Genomic DNA, 15,676 nt, shown 5'->3' on the forward strand with positions numbered 1-15,676 from the left:
AGCGCTGGTGCGGCACCGAGTTCTTCGGCCGTCCGCGCGGGCGAACGGACCTTTCGCCGCGCTGCGAAAGGCCCGTCCGCCTCGGTCAGCTCGTGTGCTGGGGCAGCACCGCGAACGCCACTCCGCCCGCTTCGTCCTCCTGGACGTCGAGGACCTTGTCGTCGAGCAGCGCCGCCGCCTGGGGTTCCAGGAAGACCTTCGGGCCTTCTTCCTCGCCCAGGACGCTGTCGCCCTCTGCCGGCTCCGGGGCCACCGAGAGCGCCAGCTGGGCGCTTTCGCCGTCGGCTTGCTGGACCGCCAGGCGCAGCCCGGCCTCTCCTTCGCCCTGGCTGGTCAGTGCGGTGATCGCCTCGGCGGCGGCTTCGGTCACGGTCAGCATTTTCGGCCTTCCCTTCGTCGCGGTCCGATGCACTGGAGGTCCCCACGCTAGGGGCGTCCGTCCGGACGTGCAGTCTGAGCGGATCAGCCCTGCCGCGCCTCGCGGATGGCGTCCGCCACCGAGCCGCCCGCGTAGTCGGCTTGCTCCCGCGGGTCCGGGTCGGCGTGCCGGCGCGGGATCTCGTCGTCCGGGGTCACCTGCTCGAAGTCCGGCGGTGCGTCCTCGACGGTCTCGTCGAGCTGGTCCACCGGCGTCACGGCCAGCGGACGGTCCGGCACCGGCTCCGGCTCGGTGTCCGGCACCTCTTCGGCGAGGCGCTGGTCCATCGGCTCGCCTTCGCGGATCTCGCTGGGCGTCGTGCCGAAGCGGTCCGCGGCACTCCAATGCTCGGGCGGCTCGATGCCCTCCTCGAGCGGGTCCACGCGCAGCTCGTCCTCGTCCAGCGCCTCGCTGGGGTCCAAGCTTTCCGGTTCGGCCGCGTCACGGTCACTCACTGGTTTCTCCCGGCGCGTAGGCAGTAGTCGGTCTCGCCGTTGAGCTACCCGGCCGCCGGGGTGGCTCAAACGCGGGCGATGTCGCCGGAATCACATTTCTTCAACTGGTTTAACACATTCACAAGTTTGTGAACGCAGGGTAGGTTGGGATCATGGCCACCACCAGGTGGGCGCCGGAGCACCGGCTGCTCGCCGCCGACCCCGACCGCGACCACGAGCTCGGCACGCACGCCGCGTGGTACGTCGTGGCCGGTGTGGTCACCACCGGGGTCCAGGCCGTCCTGTTCCTCCTGCTGCGCGACCAGCTGGGCTCGCAGATGGCGAACCTCGTCGCGATCGCGGTCACCACGGTCGGCAACACCGAGTTCCACCGCCGCGTGACGTTCGCCGGACGGCGGAGCAACGCCGGGAAGCGGCACCTGCAGGACCTCGTGACGTTCGCCTTCTACGCCGGGTACGGCTCGGCGGTGCTGGCGGTGCTGGACGCGCTGGTCGACCGGCCGACGTCGTGGGAAGAGACCGGCACGCTGCTGCTGGCGAGCCTGGTCGGCGGTTTCGTGCGGTTCGCGGTGCTGCGCTGGTGGGTCTTCGCGCACCGAGCCGAGGCGGCGCGCGCCCGCTAGCGTCTGCGGACGTGGACCGGGAAGAGATCACGCCCCACTCGGGCGGCAGCGAGCCGGATTACCGCTTCACGCTGGCCAACGAACGGACATTCCTCGCCTGGCTCCGGACGGCGCTGGGCTTGCTGGCGGGCGGGGTCGCGGTGCACCAGCTGGTCCCGGCGCCGGCCGCGGCGAGCGCGGTGCTCGCGGGGTTGTGCGTGGCGCTGGCGGCCGTGCTGGCCGCGACGGCCTATCCCCGCTGGCGGCGGGTGCAGATCGCCATGCGGGCCGGGCAGCCGCTGCCGCGGAGCCGGATGATCCTGGTGCTGACGGGCGGCCTGCTGACCCTGACCGTGGCGGCGGCCGTGCTGCTGGTGGTCTCGTGAGTGCGCCGGACGCGCAGGTGCGACGGCCGCGAGGAGGTAAGCGGCCGGGGCTGACGGGAGTGGCTTCGGAGGTGCCGCGAGCGAACTCGCAGCCCGGGAGCCCCCGACCGGGGCTGACCACAGCCGCCGCGGAGGCGGGACGGCCACGAGGAAGTCGGCTGCCGGACCCGACCGGAGCTGCCACAGACGTGCCGCGAAGGCTCCGCAGGGCCACCTTCTCCGCCGCGGCGACCTCACCCGGTCGGCCACGGACCGCACTCACCCGTTCCTCACCCGGACGCGCCGCCGATGCCTCCCCGGCCACCTCTCGCCCCATTCGGCCGAGCCCGGCCGACCACCTCACCGCCGCCCGAATACCGCGGCTTCGCGATTATCGCGACGTCAGAAATGCCGTCATACTCCTCCGGACCCCCTCATGACCACCGATGCCGGGGCTCAGGCCGAGCGGACGGGACTTGCCTGGCGGCGGACCGCCCTTGCCTCCGCCGCCTGCACCGTACTGCTTCTGCACTCCGCCGCCCAGCGGCACTGGGGTGCCTCGCTCGTGCCCGTTCTGCTCGCCGCCGCCACGTCTGCCCTGCTCGCGGGCGTGGCCGTGCGGCGGGAACGGGCTTTGCGCGCCGGGCGGCCCGTCGTCATGTCTTCCGCCGTGCCCGCTGTCGCGTCGCTCGCCGTGACCGTCACTGCCGCCTCCGTGGTCGTCTTCCACTGACGGGTGAACTCGGCACATCCTGAAACCGATTAATCGCAATGTGCGGGCGCTGGTCGCGGGAACATCACGGTCGCTCCTGCGAACGGGGTATTGGTCGTTGAAATCTGGACTGACGCCCCGGGAGGTGTTTACGATTACCCAGCGTCGCACGGAGTGCGGGTGAGCCGGAATCTCCCGGAGTATCCGCAACCGAAAAGTCACGGAGAGTGGAGCCCCCGGCAGCGACGGTCGAGGGTCGGCCGGGGAGACGACCATGACAGCACCGCCGAGGACCACCGCTGAATCCGGTTCCGCCGTTCGCGATTATCGCACTCTGGAGTCATCTCCGCGGCCGAACGGACGCCTGACGAAGGAGGACCTCGACCCCCTCGTCAAAGACGCGGGCGAGGGCAATCCGGCCGCGATCCACAACCTCCTCCAGATGATCGAGCCGGTGGTGGTCCGCTACTGCCGCGCGCGCATGGGCGGCCGCGACCTCTCCTACCTCTCGGCCGACGACGTCGCCCAGGAAGTCTGCCTCGCGGTGCTCAAGGCGCTGCCGGACTACCAGGACCGCGGCGGCTCCTTCCTCTACCTCGTCCACGCGATCGCGGCCAACAAGGTCGCCGACGCCTACCGCGCCGTCGCGCGGGACCGCTCCGAGCCCGTCCCCGAGCTCCCGGAGCGTCCGCTGGTCGGCAACGAGCCGGAGACCCACGCGCTGCACCTCGACCTCGGCGCGCGCCTCGGCCGGCTGCTCGCGTCGCTCCCGCGCGTGCAGCAGGAGATCCTGACCCTGCGCATCGCGGTCGGCTTCTCGGCGACGGAGACCGCGGAGGCCCTCGGCATCTCGCCGGGCAACGTGCGCGTGACGCAGCACCGCGCCCTGACCCGGCTGCGCGCGATGATCGGCGGCGAAGAGTTCTAGACCACCCCAGCGGCGGGCGGGGAAACCTCTTTTACCCCCTGGAAGAGGTTTCCCCGCTCGCATCCAAGCCGTAGACCGAGCGGGCGTTGTGCTCGAAGACGGCCAGCCGCTCGGCGTCCGACAGCGACCCGGTCAGGGCGATCGCCGCGTCCAGCACCAGCTCGTAGGACGCCGCCAGCTCGCAGACCGGCCAGTCCGAGCCGAACAGCAGCCGCGACGGGCCGAACACCTCCAGCACGTGGTCGACGTACCGGCGCAGGTGCCCGACCTCCCAGCCCGACCAGTCCGCTTCCGTGACCAGCCCGGAAAGCTTGCAAGCCACGTTTTCGTGTGCCGCCAGCGCGGCCACCCGCGACGCCCACGGCTCCCACTCCCCCGCCGCGATCCCCGGCTTCGCCGCGTGGTCCAGCACCAGCCGCAGCTGCGGCAGCCGCGCCGCCAGCGAAGCGGCCGCGGGCAGCTGGTCGACGCGCACCAGCAGGTCGTACGCCAGCCCGGCGTCCGCCACCGCGCGAAGTCCCGCCACGACCGAGGGGCGCAGCAGCCAATCGTCGTCCGGCTCGGTCTCCACCTGGTGCCGGATCCCGACCAGCGGGCCGGCCGAGGCCGCCAGCCGGTCCGCGACGTCCGGGGCCGTCAGGTCGGCCCAGCCGACCACGCCCGCGATCACCGGCTCGGCGGCCGCCGTCGCGAGGAACTCGGCGGTCTCCTCCGCCGACGACACGGTCTGGACCAGCACCGTCGCGTGCACGCCCGCCGCCTTCGTCACCGCGCGCAGGTCGTCCACCGTGTACGGACGGCGGATCGGGTCGAGCGCCGCCCCCGCCATCCACGGGTACTCGCGCCGCGCCGGGTCCCACAGGTGGTGGTGGGCGTCGATCATGAGACTCCTTCGGCGATCACGACGTCGGCACGCAACAGCCCCGCGTCGACGAGCTCGGTCCACAGTTCCGGCGGCACCGCCGCCCGCGCGCGCCGCGTGTTGACGCTGACCTGCGAAGGATCATGCGCGCCGACGACGACCGACGCCACCGCGGGATGCGCCATCGGCAGCGCCAGCGCGGCTTCCGGCAGCTCGACACCGTGCCGCGCGCAGACCGCCGCGATCCGGCTCGCCCGCTCGACCAGTTCCGGCGGCGCCTCGGCGTAGTCGTAGAAGCGGCCCGGTTCGGCCGTGGCGAGGATGCCGCCGTTGAACGCGCCGCCGGCGACCACGGCGACACCGCGCTCCAGGCAGAGCGGCAGCAGCTCGTCGAGCGCCGGCTGGTCGAGCAGCGTGTAGCGGCCCGCCACCAGCACGACGTCGAGGTCGGTGCGCCGGACGAACTCCGCGAGCATCGGCGCCTGGTTCATCCCGGCGCCGAATGCGCGGATCACGCCCTGCTCCCGCAGCTCGTGCAACGCCGGGAAGGCGCCGCGCAGGGCTTCCTCGAAGTGGTCGTCGGGGTCGTGGACGTACACGATGTCGACGCGGTCGAGCCCGAGCCGCGTCAGGCTGTCCTCCAGCGACCGCAGGACGCCGTCGCGGCTGAAGTCCCAGCGGCGCCTGTACGCGGCCGGGACGGCGAAACCCTGGTCGTCCTGCACGTCGGCGCCGGCGGGGTTCGGTTCCAGCACGCGGCCGGCCTTCGTGGACAGCACGTACTCGTCGCGGGGAAAGGAACGCAGCGCCGCGCCGAGCCGCGTCTCCGACAGACCGAGGCCGTAGTGCGGCGCGGTGTCGAAGTACCGGACGCCTTCGTCCCACGCGCGGCGCACGGTCGCGTCGGCGGTCTCGTCGCTGATCGCGTGGTACAGGTTGCCCAGCTGCGCGCAGCCGAGCCCGAGCGGGGAGAGGGAGAGTCGCAACGCCGTCACTCCTTCACCGGCAGTTCCCAGACCAGCCCGATGCCGGTGTCGTTGCCGGAGTAGTCGTCCTCGACGTCCAGCAGCTCGGCCATCCTCGCCTGCCACGGGACGTTCGCGGGATGGTTCCGCAGCGCCGCCCGCATCGCCGCGTAGTCGTCGACTTCGACGACGTGGAACAGGTCGAGACCGTTACGCCAGATCCGCCAGCTGTGGACGCCCGCTTCGCGCAGCGCGGTGTCCAGCTCGGGCGGGATGACCGCGTGGACGCGCTCGTACTCCGCTTCCCTGCCGGGCTTGAGTCGGGTGTGCAGAGCCACCCGTTGCGGTGGGGGCTGGTGGGTCATCACCACTCCTTTGCCGGAACATGGCACGCTGGACAGCAACACCGAAACATCCGAGGTCTGTTGCAGGGAGGGCGGACGCGATGCCCGTCACCGATGTCGCGATCGACAAGATCAAGGACATGATCATCTCCGGCGAGCTGGCGCCGGGCGACCGGCTGCCGAAGGAGGCCGAGCTGGCCCAGCGGCTCGGGCTCTCGCGCAGCTCCCTGCGGGAGGCCGTGAAGGCGTTGTGCCTGATCAGGGTGCTCGACGTCCGGCAAGGCGACGGCACGTACGTCACCAGCCTGGAGCCGAACCTGCTGCTCGACGCGATGACGTTCGTGGTCGACTTCCACCGCGACGACACCGTGCTCGACTTCCTCGCCGTGCGGCGGATCCTCGAGCCGGCCGCGACCGCGCTGGCCGCGCTGCACATGAGCGACGACGACATCACCGAGCTGGGCGCGCTGCTCGGCGAGCTGGAGGACTCGCCGACCGTCGAGGCGCTGGTCGCCAACGACCTGCAGTTCCACCGCAAGATCGCCGACGGCTCGGGCAACCCCGTGCTGTGCTCGCTGCTCGACAGCCTCTCCGGGCCGACAGCGCGCGCCCGGATCTGGCGCGGCCTCACCCAGGAGGGCGCGGTCGCGAAGACCCGGGAACAGCACACGGCGATCTACGAGGCCATCGCGGCGCGCGAGCCGGAGCTGGCGCGCTCGTGGGCGACCGTGCACGTCGCGGGCGTGGAGCAGTGGCTGCGCAACGCGCTGGGCACGGCGGACGACCCGACAGTGCCCGACCCGGAAGCCGAGCCCGCCGCGGAAGCCTCGTAGCACACGCCCTCCTGAGAACGTCGGATCTTCACCGGGTGGGCGTCAGGTCTGGGGCTTTCCGCCCGCGTACCGGGAGATGATCAGCGCGACCAGGATGATGGCGCCGTAGATGGCCATCTGCCACTCCGGCCGCACGTGCGCGAAGTTCAGCAGGCTCGACACCGACGACAGCAGCAGCACGCCGGTGAGCGCGCCGACCAGGGAGCCCTTGCCGCCGTCGAGCGAGACGCCGCCGATCACCGCCGCCGCGAACACCTGCAGGATCAGCCCCGCGCCCTGGCCGGAGCCGATCGCGCCGACGTAACCGGTGTAGGCGAGGCCGCCGATCGCGGCCAACGCGCCGGCGAGCACGAACATCGCCCACGAGATCCGGTCGACCCGGATGCCCGCCGCGCGCGCCGCCTCGCGGTTGCCGCCGATCGCGTACAGGGACCGGCCGACCCGGTGGTAGCGCAGGAACCAGCCCGCGACCGCGAACAGCGCGGCGGCCAGCCACACGGTCATCGGCAGCCCGGCGAACGTCGTCGTGGCCAGGTCGGTGAACGCGTCCGGCAGATTGAACAGCGTCTTGCCCTTCGTCGCGCCGACCTGCACCCCGCGCAGCACGAACTGCATGGCCAGCGTGACGATGAACGCGTTCAGCTGCAGCTTCACGATCAGGAAGCCGTTGAAGTAGCCGACCAGCGCGCCCACCACCGGGATCAGCAGCAGCCCGACGGCGGTCGGCAGGCCGAGGCCGAAGCCGGCGGACGCCGCCGGCAGCACCACCATCGCGCCGAGCGCCGGCGCCAGGCCCATGGTCGACTCGAGCGACAGGTCGAACTTGCCGGTGATCAGCACCAGGGACTCGCCGAGCACGACCAGCGAAAGCGCCGCGGACGCGGTCAGGATGCTGACGATGTTGCTCCAGCCGACGAAGGCACCGTCGACCAGGCCGCCCAGCACGAACACGGCGGCCAGCGCGGGCAGCAGCGCCAGTTCCCGCAGCCAGACGGCTTTGCGGCGCCGGGCCGGGGCGGCCGGGACCGCCGTCTTCGGATCGGTCATCACGTCGGTCACGAGAGCTCGACTCCTTCGATGTCGGCCACGAGGTCGCCGTCGGACCACCCGGCCTGGTGTTCGGCGACGACGGCGCCGGCGCGCAGCACCAGCACCCGGTCGCTCAGGCGCAGGTCGTCGAGCTCGTCGCTGACGATCAGCACCGCCTTGCCTTCGGCGCGCACCCGGTCGACGACCGCGAGCAGCGCCTCCTTCGACTTCACGTCCACCCCCGCGGTCGGGTTGATCAGCACCACGACCCGCGGATCGCTCAGCAACGCCCGGGCCAGCACCACTTTCTGCTGGTTGCCGCCCGAGAGGTCGGACACCGGCTGCTCGGCGCCCGCGGCCACGATGTCGTAGTCCGCCAGCGCCTGCGCCGCCTTGGCGCGCCGCGTGCCCGGCGACGCGATCCCGCCGCGGCCCAGCTTGCCCAGGATGGACAGCGTGGCGTTGTCGGCGATCGAGTGCTCCAGCACCAGGCCCTCGTGGTGGCGGTCGCGCGGCACGCAGCCGATCCCGGCCCGCAACGCCGCCGGGATGTCACCGGGCCGCAGCGGCGTGCCGTCGACGCGGATCGTGCCCGCCGACGGCGTCCGCAGGCCGTAGACCGTCTCGGCGACCTGGTGCTTGCCGCTGGCGTTGCTGCCCGCCAGGCCGACGACCTCGCCGCGGCGCAGGCGGAACGAGACGTCCCGGAAGCCGTCGCCGGACAGGCCGTCCACGGCCAGGATCTCCGGCGCGTCCGCTTCGAGCGCCTCCCGCGATGCCGCGTCACGGACGGCCAGGCCGCCCGGCTCGCCGGTCATCGCGTCGACCAGCTCGGCCTTGCCGACTTCCGAAACCGGCGCGGTGAGCACGTGCTTCGCGTCGCGCAGCACCGTGACGGCCTGGCAGACCTCGTACACCTCGTGCAGGTGGTGCGAGATGAACAGGAACGTCACCCCGCCCGCCTGCATCTGCCGCATCCGGCCGAACAGCCGGTCGATGGCCTGGCTGTCCAGCTGCGCGGTCGGCTCGTCGAGCACGATGAACCGGGCGCCGTAGGACAGCGCGCGGGCGATCTCGACGAACTGCCGGTCCTCCACCGACAGCTCGCCGGCGGGGGTGTCGACGTCGACGTGCACGTCCCACGAATCCAGCAGCTCACGGGCCTGGCGGCGCAGCTTCTTCCAGCCGATGGCGAACCCGCCGCCGGACTGCCGGTTGAGGAACAGGTTCTCGGCCACGGTCAGCTGCGGGACCACCATCGCGTGCTGGTACACGCAGGCGACCCGGGCCTTCCACTCCTCCTGCCTGGCCAGGGGCGGGGCGGGCGCGCCGCCGAACTCGACGTGCCCGGTGTCCGGTTTGGACAGTCCGGTGAGGATGCCGACGAGCGTCGACTTCCCGGCGCCGTTCCGCCCGACGAGCGCGTGCGACTCGCCGGGCTGCACGGTGAGGCTGACGTCGTGCAGCGCCACGGTCGGGCCGTAGCGCTTGCCGACGCCTGCGGCGCTGACCACCGGGACGGCGGATTCGCCGGCGGGCAGCGCGGTCACAGGTTGTTCCCCCAGAGGGCCTTGTCGTCCACGTTGTCCTTGGTGATGACCGGCGCCGGCAGCTGGTCTTCCAGGATGCCGTTGCCGAGGTCGACGATGGTGCTGTCGTGGTCGGTCGGGCCCGGCTTGAACGTCTCGCCCGCCATCGCCTTCTTCAGCCAGTACAGACCGTACTTCGCGTACGCGTCGGCCGGCTGGGACACGGTCGCGTCCAGCTCGCCGGCGCGGATGGCGGCCAGCTCCTGCGGGATGCCGTCGTTGGACACGAGCACGATGTGCTTCGGGTCGCCGACCGGGAAGTACAGGTTCTTGCGCTTGAGCGCCTGTTGCGTCGGGGCCAGGTAGACCCCGCCCGCCTGCATGTAGACGCCCTTGATGTCCGGGTTCGCGGTCAGCATGCTGTCCAGGCCGGAGGACGCCTTGTCGGCCTTCCACTCGGCCGGGATCTCCAGCACCTGGATGGCCGGGTACTTCTGCTTCATGCAGTCGCGGAAGGCTTCCGAGCGGTCGCGGCCGTTGACCGAGGCCAGGTCGCCCATGATCTGCACGACCTTGCCGGACTTGACCTTCTCGCCGATCGTGTCGCACGCCTTGGTGCCGTAGGCCTTGTTGTCGGCCCGCACGACCATGGCGACCTTGCCGCTCTCGGGAGCGACGTCGACCGCGACCACCGGCACGCCCTTGTTCTCGGCCTGCTTGAGCCCGGCGACGACGGCCGCGGAGTCCAGCGGCGTCACGACCAAGCCCTTGACGCCCTCGTTGAGGAACGTGCCGATGTCGGTGATCAGCTTCGCCGGGTCGCTGTCGGCGTTGACCGTCGGGAGGACGTCGACGCCCTCGGACTTCGCCATCTGCGGCACGTAGTTGTTGTAAGCCTGCCAGAACGGTGAGGTCAGCAGCGGGATCGTCGCCCCGACCTTGCCGCCGCCACCCCCGCCGGCGGCCGGGGCGGCCGCGTTGTCCTTGGTGGACCCGCAGGCGGCCAGCACCAGGCCGCAGACGGCGGCCGTGGCGGCCACCTGGATCACCCTCGTGCGCACAGCATCCTCCTTGATGACGGCGTTGGATCAAGTCTTCTAGTCGTGGTGGACCGGGCCGCGGGGCCGCAGGCCGTACATGCCGCCGTCGACCGCGAGCGCGGTGCCGGTGGTCGACGCGGAAAGCGGGCTGGCCAGGTAGGCGATCGCGTGCGCGACCTCGTCGGCGGTGACCAGGCGGCCCATCGGCTGCCGGGCGGCGAGCGCGGCGCGCTCGGCCTCCGGGTCGCCGGCCGCGTCGAGGAGGCGGCCCACCCACGGCGTGTCGGCCGTGCCCGGGCACACGCAGTTGACGCGGATGCGGTCGGGCAGGTGGTCGGTCGCCATGGCCAGGGTCAGCGAGAGCACCGCGCCCTTGCTGGCCGAGTAGAGCGCGCGGTTGGGCAGGCCGGCCCAGGCCGCGATGGAGCAGGTGTTGACGATCGCCGCGGACGGCGACTGCTTCAGGTGCGGCAACGCGGCCCGCGCCACCCGGACCATGCCGACGACGTTGACGTCGAACACGCGGTGCCATTCGTCGTCGTCGTTGGCCGTGACGTCGCCCTGGGCGCCGATCCCGGCGTTGTTGACGAGAATGTCGAGGCGCCCGAAGCGGTCCACGACGGCGTCGATCGCGGAGCGCACTTCGTCGTCGGAGGAGACGTCGCAGCGGAAGCCGTCGTCGTCCGGTTTCAGGTCGAGGACGGCGACCTGCGCGCCGCGTCCGGCCAGCACGGTGGCCGCGGCCGCGCCGATGCCCGAGGCACCTCCGGTGACGGCGGCCACCAGGCCCTCGAATTCACTCACTTGCGGTCTCCGTCCACTCGGGACCGTCCGGGAAGCGGAACCGGCGCAGCGTGGCGTCGTGCATGCGCGCGGAGAACCCGGGTGCGGTCGGGGCGAGGTACCGGCCGCGCTCGACGACGGCCGGGTCGGTGAAGTGCTCGTGCAGGTGGTCGACCCACTCGATCGAGCGGTCCGCGTCGGTGCCGGACACGGCCACGAAGTCGAACATCGACAGGTGCCGGACGAGCTCGCAGAGCCCGACCCCGCCGGCGTGCGGGCACACCGGCACGCCGAACTTGGCGGCCAGCAGCAGGATCGCGAGGTTCTCGTTGAACCCGCCGACGCGCGCGGCGTCCAGCTGCAGCACCGAAATCGCGTTCGCCTGCAGCAGCTGCTTGAAGACCACGCGGTTCTGGACGTGCTCGCCGGTGGCGACCCGGATCGGGGCAAGCGCTTTCGCGATGGCCGCGTGCCCGAGGACGTCGTCCGGTGACGTCGGCTCCTCGATCCAGTACGGGTCGTACGGCGCGAGCGCCGTCATCCAGGTGACCGCGGCGGAGACGTCCCAGCGCTGGTTGGCGTCGACGGCGATCCGGACGTCCTGGCCGACCGTCTCGCGGGCCAGCTTCATGCGGCGGACGTCGTCCTCGAGGTTGCCGCCGACCTTCAGCTTGATCATCTCGAAGCCGTCGGCGACGGCCTGCTCGGCCAGCCGCACCAGCTTCGCGTCGGCGTAGCCGAGCCAGCCGGGTGACGTGCTGTAGGCGCGGTAGCCGTGTGCTTCCAGCTGTTCGGTCCGCTCCGCCCGGCCCGGTTCCGCGCGGCGCAGGATCTCCAGGGCTTCGGCTTCGGTGAGCGCGTCGGACAGATACCGGAAGTCGACCAGGGACACGAGTTCTTCGGGGGTCATGCGGGCCGCGAACTTCCAGACCGGGAGGCCGGCGCGGCGCGCGGCGAGGTCCCACGCCGCGTTGACGACCGCGCCGACGGCCATGTGCGCGACGCCTTTCTCGGGGCCCAGCCAGCGGAACTGCGAGTCGCCGACGAGGGTGCGGGACAGGTCGCCGAGCGCGGCCGCGTCCTCCGGGACGTCCCGGCCGACGACGTGCGGGGCGAGCGCGCGGATCGCCGCGGCCTGCACGTCGTTGCCGCGGCCGATGGTGAACGCGAGGCCGTAGCCGTCCGGGCCGCCGTCGGCGTGGAGCACGACGTAGGCGGCGGAGTAGTCGGGGTCGGGGTTCATCGCGTCCGAGCCGTCCAGCTCCCGGGAAGTGGGGAACCGGACGTCGAGGACCTCCATGCCGATGATCTTCGCCATGGTCAGGCCTGCCTCGCGGTCTGGCGCTGCCGTCCGAGGCCGTCGATCTCCAGCTCGATGACGTCGCCGTCGCGCAGGTAGGGCTTGGGATCGGGGTGCCCGAGCGCGACGCCTTCGGGGGTACCGGTGTTGATCAGGTCGCCGGGCCGCAGCACCATCACCTGGCTGAGGTGGTGGACGATCGCGGCCACGGAGAAGATCATGTCCTTCGTGCTCGAGTCCTGCTTCTTCTCGCCGTTGACCCACAGGCGCAGGCCGAGGTTCTGCGGGTCGGGCACCTCGCTCGCCGGGACGAGCGCCGGGCCGAGCGGGTTGAAGTTCTCGCAGGACTTGCCCTTGTCCCACTGGGCGGTGCGGAACTGCAGCGCGCGCTCGGAGACGTCGTTCGAGATCACGTACCCGGCGACGTGGCCGAGGGCTTCGTCGGCGCTGTCGAGGTAGCGGGCCGTCTTGCCGATGACGACGCCGAGCTCCACCTCCCAGTCGGTGCTGACCGACCCGCGCGGGATGAGGACGTCGTCGCCGGGGCCGACCACGACGTCCGGCGCCTTCATGAAGACGACGGGCTCGGTGGGCGGGGTCGCGCCGGTCTCCTCGGCGTGGCGGCGGTAGTTCATGCCGATGCAGACGACCTTGCCGGGCTGCGCGATGGGCGAGCCGACGCGCAATCCCTCGACGTCGGCGCGCGGCAGCTCCCCGGCGGCGAGCGCGGCGGCCGTGCGCGCGATCCCGTCCGCGGCGAGGAAGCCGCCGTCGATGTCGGCGGTCAGCCCGCCCAGCTCGTAGGTCGTGCCGTCGCCGGCACGCACGAACGGACGCTCACTTCCCGGCTCCCCGAGACGCACAAGCTGCACGGATTTTCCCTTCACCCGCCCTGACCAGACATCCGATGTATATCGCAGTGTGGCGGCGCGATCCAGAGCCAACGCCCAATCGGCCGGAAAATTGATCGGATCAGTATCGGTTCACCGCTCGGCCGACCACGGCGTGTCACCGATCACAGCCGGAATAGCCCCGGCGCCCGGCTCGCTGGTCCGGTTCAGGGACCGACAGGAGGCGGATGACCACCACGGCGGAACGTACCGCGCCCGGCGGGCGGGCGCAGCTGAAGTTCGTCCTGATCCTGGGCGGCCTGACGGCGTTCGGGCCGCTGTCGATCGACATGTACCTGCCCGCGCTGCCGCGGATGGCCGGCGACCTGCGGGCGGCGGACACGACGGTCCAGCTGACGCTGAGCGCGTTCATCGTCGGCCTGGCGCTGGGCCAGCTCGTGCTCGGCCCGCTGTCGGACGCGCTGGGCCGCCGCCGCCCGCTGCTGGCGGGGCTCGTGCTGTACGTCGCCGGCTCGGTGCTGTGCGCGGTGAGCCCGGACGCGTGGCTGCTGGTCGCCGCCCGGCTGGTGCAGTCGCTCGGCGCGGCCGCGGGCATCGTGATCGCGCGCGCGACGGTGCGCGACCTGTTCTCCGGCACCGCGATGACGAAGTTCTTCTCGACGTTGATGCTGGTGAGCGGCCTGGCCCCGATCCTGGCGCCGCTGCTGGGCGGGCAGCTGCTGAACTGGACGTCCTGGCGCGGGGTGTTCGTGGTCCTGACGGCGTTCGGCGCGCTGCTGCTGGCGGTGGTGACGTTCTTCCTGCCGGAGCCCTCGACGGTCCGCTCGCCGGCGCGGCTGGGCGCGGTGATGCGCACGTACGGGCGGCTGGTGCTGGACCGCTCGTTCGCCGGCTACGCGCTGGCGTCCGGGCTGCTGTTCGCGGCGATGTTCGCCTACATCTCCGGATCGTCGTTCGCGCTGCAAGGGGTGTACGGGCTCAGCCCGCAGGCGTACAGCGTCGTGTTCGGCGCGAACGGCGTCGGCATCGTGCTGGCGGGCCAGCTCAACGGACGGCTGGTGGGCCGCGTGTCCGAGCGGGCGCTGCTGCTTTCGGGACTGCTGCTGGGCGTCTTCGGCGGCGCGTCGGTGCTGGCTTCGGCGTTGCTGCGGGCGCCGCTGCCGGTGTTGCTGGTGTCGTTGTTCCTGCTCGTGTCCAGCATCGGGCTGGTGATGCCGAACGCGAGTTCGCTGGCGCTGGCCGCCCACGCCCGCTCGGCCGGGGCGGCGTCGGCGTTGCTGGGCGTGCTGCAGTTCGTCGTGGGCGCGGTGGCGACCCCGCTGGTCGGGCTCGGCGGCCCGGGAACGGCGGTGCCGATGGCCGCGACCATGGCGGGGTTCGCGCTGCTGGCGCTGGCGGCTTTTCTCGCGCTGGCGCGGAAAGTCAGGCCAGGGACGCCAGGTCCGCGTTCTTGAGCTGGCCGGCCGTCACCTTCGCGCGGCCGTCCACCAGCGCGCCCAGCGCGTCGCCGTCGTCCCACATGTTCACGTTCATCGCCGCCGTCACTTCGCCTTCGCGGAGCCAGAACGCCGTGAACTCGCGGGCACCGAGGTCGCCGCGGATCACCAGCTCGTCCGAGTCCGGGTCCGCCAGCCCGCGGTACTCGCAGCCCAGGTCGTACTGGTCGGTGAAGAAGTACGGCGAGTTGAGGAACGGCTGGTTCTCGCCCAGCAGGTTCTGCGCCACGTGCGTGCCCTGGTCCTTCGCGTTCGCCCAGTGCTCCACGCGGATCCGGCGCCCGTAACGCGGGTGGAAGTGCGCCGCGATGTCGCCGACCGCGTACACGTCCGGGGCCGCCGTGCGCAGGCCCGCGTCCACGGACACGCCGCCGTCGTCCGACAGCTCCAGGCCCGCCGCGTGGGCCAGTTCCACCCGCGGTGCCGCGCCCACCGCGATCAGGACCACGTCCGCCGTCAGCTCCTCGCCGCTGCCCAGCCGGACGCCGCGGACGCCGTCCGCGCCGCCGGTGATCTCCGCGACCTGCTCGCCCAGCCGGTAGTGCACGCCGTGCTCGGTGTGCAGGTCGCGGAACACCCCGCCGACCGTCTCGCCGAGGACGTTCGCCAGCGGCACCCGCACCGGGTCCACCACCGTGACGTCGGCGTCGTGCGCCCGCGCCGCCGCGGCCGCCTCCGAGCCGAGCCAGCCGGCGCCGACGATCACCACCCGCCGCGCGTCCGCGAACGCCGCGCGCAGCCTGCGGGAGTCGTCGAGGGTGCGCAGCGTGTACAGGCCGGGCAGGTCGCCGCCGGGCACCGGGAGCGTGCGCGGGCGCGAACCGGTGGCCAGGACGAGGCGGTCGTAGCGGTGCTCGCCGCCCGTGTCGTCGAGCACCAGGCGCGCGCCCAGCTCGACGCGGGTCGCCGTGACGCCGGGGGTGAACCGGATGTCGTGCTCGGCGTAGTACTTCTCCTCGTGCACCCAGTCGGGCTCTTCGGCATTGCCCAGCAGCACGCCCTTCGACAACGCAGGCAGCTCGTACGGGCGGTGCGGATCGGAGCCCATCAGCAGGACTTCCCCGGAGTAGCCGCGTTCCCGCAACGCGGCCGCGGCGGACGCCCCGCCCAGGCCCGCTCCGACGATGACGATCTTCCGCGGCTCCGACATCCCAGACCTCCCAC

General features: G+C 72.1%; 18 protein-coding genes. 6 read left to right on the forward strand and 12 right to left on the reverse strand.

Going from position 1 to position 15,676, the window contains the following annotated elements; translation table 11 throughout:
- Nucleotides 1-85 precede the first annotated feature (85 nt).
- Both BT341_RS39340 and BT341_RS39345 read right to left on the reverse strand, forming a co-directional pair.
- A complete protein-coding gene (locus BT341_RS39340) occupies nucleotides 86-379 on the reverse strand; it encodes an iron-sulfur cluster biosynthesis family protein (protein ID WP_072481053.1) in 294 nt (97 codons plus the stop codon).
- 83 nt (nucleotides 380-462) lie between these two features.
- On the reverse strand, nucleotides 463-873 hold the full coding sequence (locus BT341_RS39345) for a hypothetical protein (RefSeq protein ID WP_072481054.1): 411 nt from the start codon (nucleotides 871-873) through the stop codon (nucleotides 463-465).
- 152 nt (nucleotides 874-1,025) lie between these two features.
- Between BT341_RS39345 and BT341_RS39350 the strand changes: the two genes are divergently transcribed.
- The 4 genes from BT341_RS39350 (at nucleotide 1,026) to shbA (ending at nucleotide 3,480) form a co-directional block, all read left to right on the forward strand.
- Complete coding sequence (locus tag BT341_RS39350) at nucleotides 1,026-1,496, forward strand: GtrA family protein (protein ID WP_072481055.1); 471 nt, start codon at nucleotides 1,026-1,028, stop codon at nucleotides 1,494-1,496.
- An 11-nt stretch (nucleotides 1,497-1,507) separates the two neighbouring features.
- A complete protein-coding gene (locus BT341_RS39355) occupies nucleotides 1,508-1,861 on the forward strand; it encodes a YidH family protein (protein ID WP_072481056.1) in 354 nt (117 codons plus the stop codon).
- Between the two features lie 415 nt (nucleotides 1,862-2,276).
- Complete coding sequence (locus BT341_RS39360; protein WP_072481057.1) at nucleotides 2,277-2,573, forward strand: DUF202 domain-containing protein; 297 nt, start codon at nucleotides 2,277-2,279, stop codon at nucleotides 2,571-2,573.
- Between the two features lie 253 nt (nucleotides 2,574-2,826).
- Nucleotides 2,827-3,480 carry an RNA polymerase sigma factor ShbA gene (shbA, locus tag BT341_RS39365; RefSeq protein ID WP_072481058.1) on the forward strand — a complete coding sequence of 218 codons (654 nt, stop codon included), beginning with the start codon at nucleotides 2,827-2,829 and terminating at the stop codon, nucleotides 3,478-3,480.
- A 31-nt stretch (nucleotides 3,481-3,511) separates the two neighbouring features.
- Here the strand turns inward: shbA and BT341_RS39370 are convergent, their stop codons facing one another.
- The 3 genes from BT341_RS39370 to BT341_RS39380 are packed head-to-tail and all read right to left on the reverse strand — an operon-like array spanning nucleotide 3,512 to nucleotide 5,672.
- Nucleotides 3,512-4,363 carry an amidohydrolase family protein gene (locus BT341_RS39370; protein WP_072481059.1) on the reverse strand — a complete coding sequence of 284 codons (852 nt, stop codon included), beginning with the start codon at nucleotides 4,361-4,363 and terminating at the stop codon, nucleotides 3,512-3,514.
- The gene (locus BT341_RS39375; protein WP_072482428.1) at nucleotides 4,360-5,328 is read right to left on the reverse strand and encodes an aldo/keto reductase; all 969 of its coding nucleotides are present in this window, start codon (nucleotides 5,326-5,328) and stop codon (nucleotides 4,360-4,362) included. The genes BT341_RS39370 and BT341_RS39375 overlap by 4 nt, the downstream gene beginning before the upstream one ends.
- A gap of 5 nt (nucleotides 5,329-5,333) precedes the next feature.
- Nucleotides 5,334-5,672: an L-rhamnose mutarotase gene (locus BT341_RS39380; RefSeq protein WP_072481060.1), complete on the reverse strand. Its 339-nt coding sequence runs from the start codon at nucleotides 5,670-5,672 to the stop codon at nucleotides 5,334-5,336.
- Between the two features lie 80 nt (nucleotides 5,673-5,752).
- On the opposite strand from BT341_RS39380, the gene BT341_RS39385 reads away from it, so the two are divergent.
- Complete coding sequence (locus BT341_RS39385) at nucleotides 5,753-6,484, forward strand: FadR/GntR family transcriptional regulator (RefSeq protein ID WP_072481061.1); 732 nt, start codon at nucleotides 5,753-5,755, stop codon at nucleotides 6,482-6,484.
- Between the two features lie 42 nt (nucleotides 6,485-6,526).
- Here the strand turns inward: BT341_RS39385 and BT341_RS39390 are convergent, their stop codons facing one another.
- The 6 genes from BT341_RS39390 to BT341_RS39415 are packed head-to-tail and all read right to left on the reverse strand — an operon-like array spanning nucleotide 6,527 to nucleotide 13,037.
- Nucleotides 6,527-7,543: an ABC transporter permease gene (locus BT341_RS39390; protein WP_072481062.1), complete on the reverse strand. Its 1,017-nt coding sequence runs from the start codon at nucleotides 7,541-7,543 to the stop codon at nucleotides 6,527-6,529.
- Entirely contained in the window at nucleotides 7,540-9,063 is a 1,524-nt protein-coding gene (locus tag BT341_RS39395) for a sugar ABC transporter ATP-binding protein (protein ID WP_072481063.1), read from the reverse strand. The genes BT341_RS39390 and BT341_RS39395 overlap by 4 nt, the downstream gene beginning before the upstream one ends.
- On the reverse strand, nucleotides 9,060-10,091 hold the full coding sequence (locus BT341_RS39400) for a sugar ABC transporter substrate-binding protein (protein ID WP_143168988.1): 1,032 nt from the start codon (nucleotides 10,089-10,091) through the stop codon (nucleotides 9,060-9,062). The genes BT341_RS39395 and BT341_RS39400 overlap by 4 nt, the downstream gene beginning before the upstream one ends.
- 48 nt (nucleotides 10,092-10,139) lie before the next feature.
- Complete coding sequence (locus BT341_RS39405; RefSeq protein ID WP_072481065.1) at nucleotides 10,140-10,886, reverse strand: SDR family NAD(P)-dependent oxidoreductase; 747 nt, start codon at nucleotides 10,884-10,886, stop codon at nucleotides 10,140-10,142.
- The gene (locus BT341_RS39410; RefSeq protein ID WP_072481066.1) at nucleotides 10,879-12,183 is read right to left on the reverse strand and encodes an enolase C-terminal domain-like protein; all 1,305 of its coding nucleotides are present in this window, start codon (nucleotides 12,181-12,183) and stop codon (nucleotides 10,879-10,881) included. Before BT341_RS39410 ends, BT341_RS39405 begins: the two co-directional genes overlap by 8 nt.
- 2 nt (nucleotides 12,184-12,185) lie before the next feature.
- Nucleotides 12,186-13,037, reverse strand: coding sequence for a fumarylacetoacetate hydrolase family protein (locus BT341_RS39415; protein ID WP_072481067.1), 852 nt, complete (start codon nucleotides 13,035-13,037; stop codon nucleotides 12,186-12,188).
- A gap of 206 nt (nucleotides 13,038-13,243) precedes the next feature.
- Here BT341_RS39415 and BT341_RS39420 point away from each other — a divergent pair, with 206 nt between their 5' ends.
- On the forward strand, nucleotides 13,244-14,470 hold the full coding sequence (locus BT341_RS39420; protein WP_072481068.1) for a multidrug effflux MFS transporter: 1,227 nt from the start codon (nucleotides 13,244-13,246) through the stop codon (nucleotides 14,468-14,470).
- Here BT341_RS39420 and BT341_RS39425 read toward each other — a convergent pair.
- A complete protein-coding gene (locus BT341_RS39425) occupies nucleotides 14,439-15,662 on the reverse strand; it encodes an NAD(P)/FAD-dependent oxidoreductase (RefSeq protein WP_072481069.1) in 1,224 nt (407 codons plus the stop codon). The two genes, BT341_RS39420 and BT341_RS39425, sit on opposite strands and share 32 nt — an antisense overlap.
- Between the last annotated feature and the right edge of the window lie 14 nt (nucleotides 15,663-15,676).

This window comes from Amycolatopsis australiensis (assembly GCF_900119165.1).
Lineage (GTDB): Bacteria > Actinomycetota > Actinomycetes > Mycobacteriales > Pseudonocardiaceae > Amycolatopsis > Amycolatopsis australiensis.

Bases quoted from the DNA above. Each gene is read 5' to 3' on its own strand.
- BT341_RS39385 (WP_072481061.1), top strand. From the start codon at position 5,753: ATGCCCGTCACCGATGTCGCGATCGACAAGATCAAGGACATGATCATC.
- BT341_RS39340 (WP_072481053.1), bottom strand. From the start codon at position 379: ATGCTGACCGTGACCGAAGCCGCCGCCGAGGCGATCACCGCACTGACC.
- BT341_RS39370 (WP_072481059.1), bottom strand. From the start codon at position 4,363: ATGATCGACGCCCACCACCACCTGTGGGACCCGGCGCGGCGCGAGTAC.
- BT341_RS39350 (WP_072481055.1), top strand. From the start codon at position 1,026: ATGGCCACCACCAGGTGGGCGCCGGAGCACCGGCTGCTCGCCGCCGAC.
- BT341_RS39410 (WP_072481066.1), bottom strand. From the start codon at position 12,183: ATGGCGAAGATCATCGGCATGGAGGTCCTCGACGTCCGGTTCCCCACT.
- BT341_RS39360 (WP_072481057.1), top strand. From the start codon at position 2,277: ATGACCACCGATGCCGGGGCTCAGGCCGAGCGGACGGGACTTGCCTGG.
- BT341_RS39380 (WP_072481060.1), bottom strand. From the start codon at position 5,672: ATGACCCACCAGCCCCCACCGCAACGGGTGGCTCTGCACACCCGACTC.
- shbA (WP_072481058.1), top strand. From the start codon at position 2,827: ATGACAGCACCGCCGAGGACCACCGCTGAATCCGGTTCCGCCGTTCGC.
- BT341_RS39425 (WP_072481069.1), bottom strand. From the start codon at position 15,662: ATGTCGGAGCCGCGGAAGATCGTCATCGTCGGAGCGGGCCTGGGCGGG.
- BT341_RS39420 (WP_072481068.1), top strand. From the start codon at position 13,244: ATGACCACCACGGCGGAACGTACCGCGCCCGGCGGGCGGGCGCAGCTG.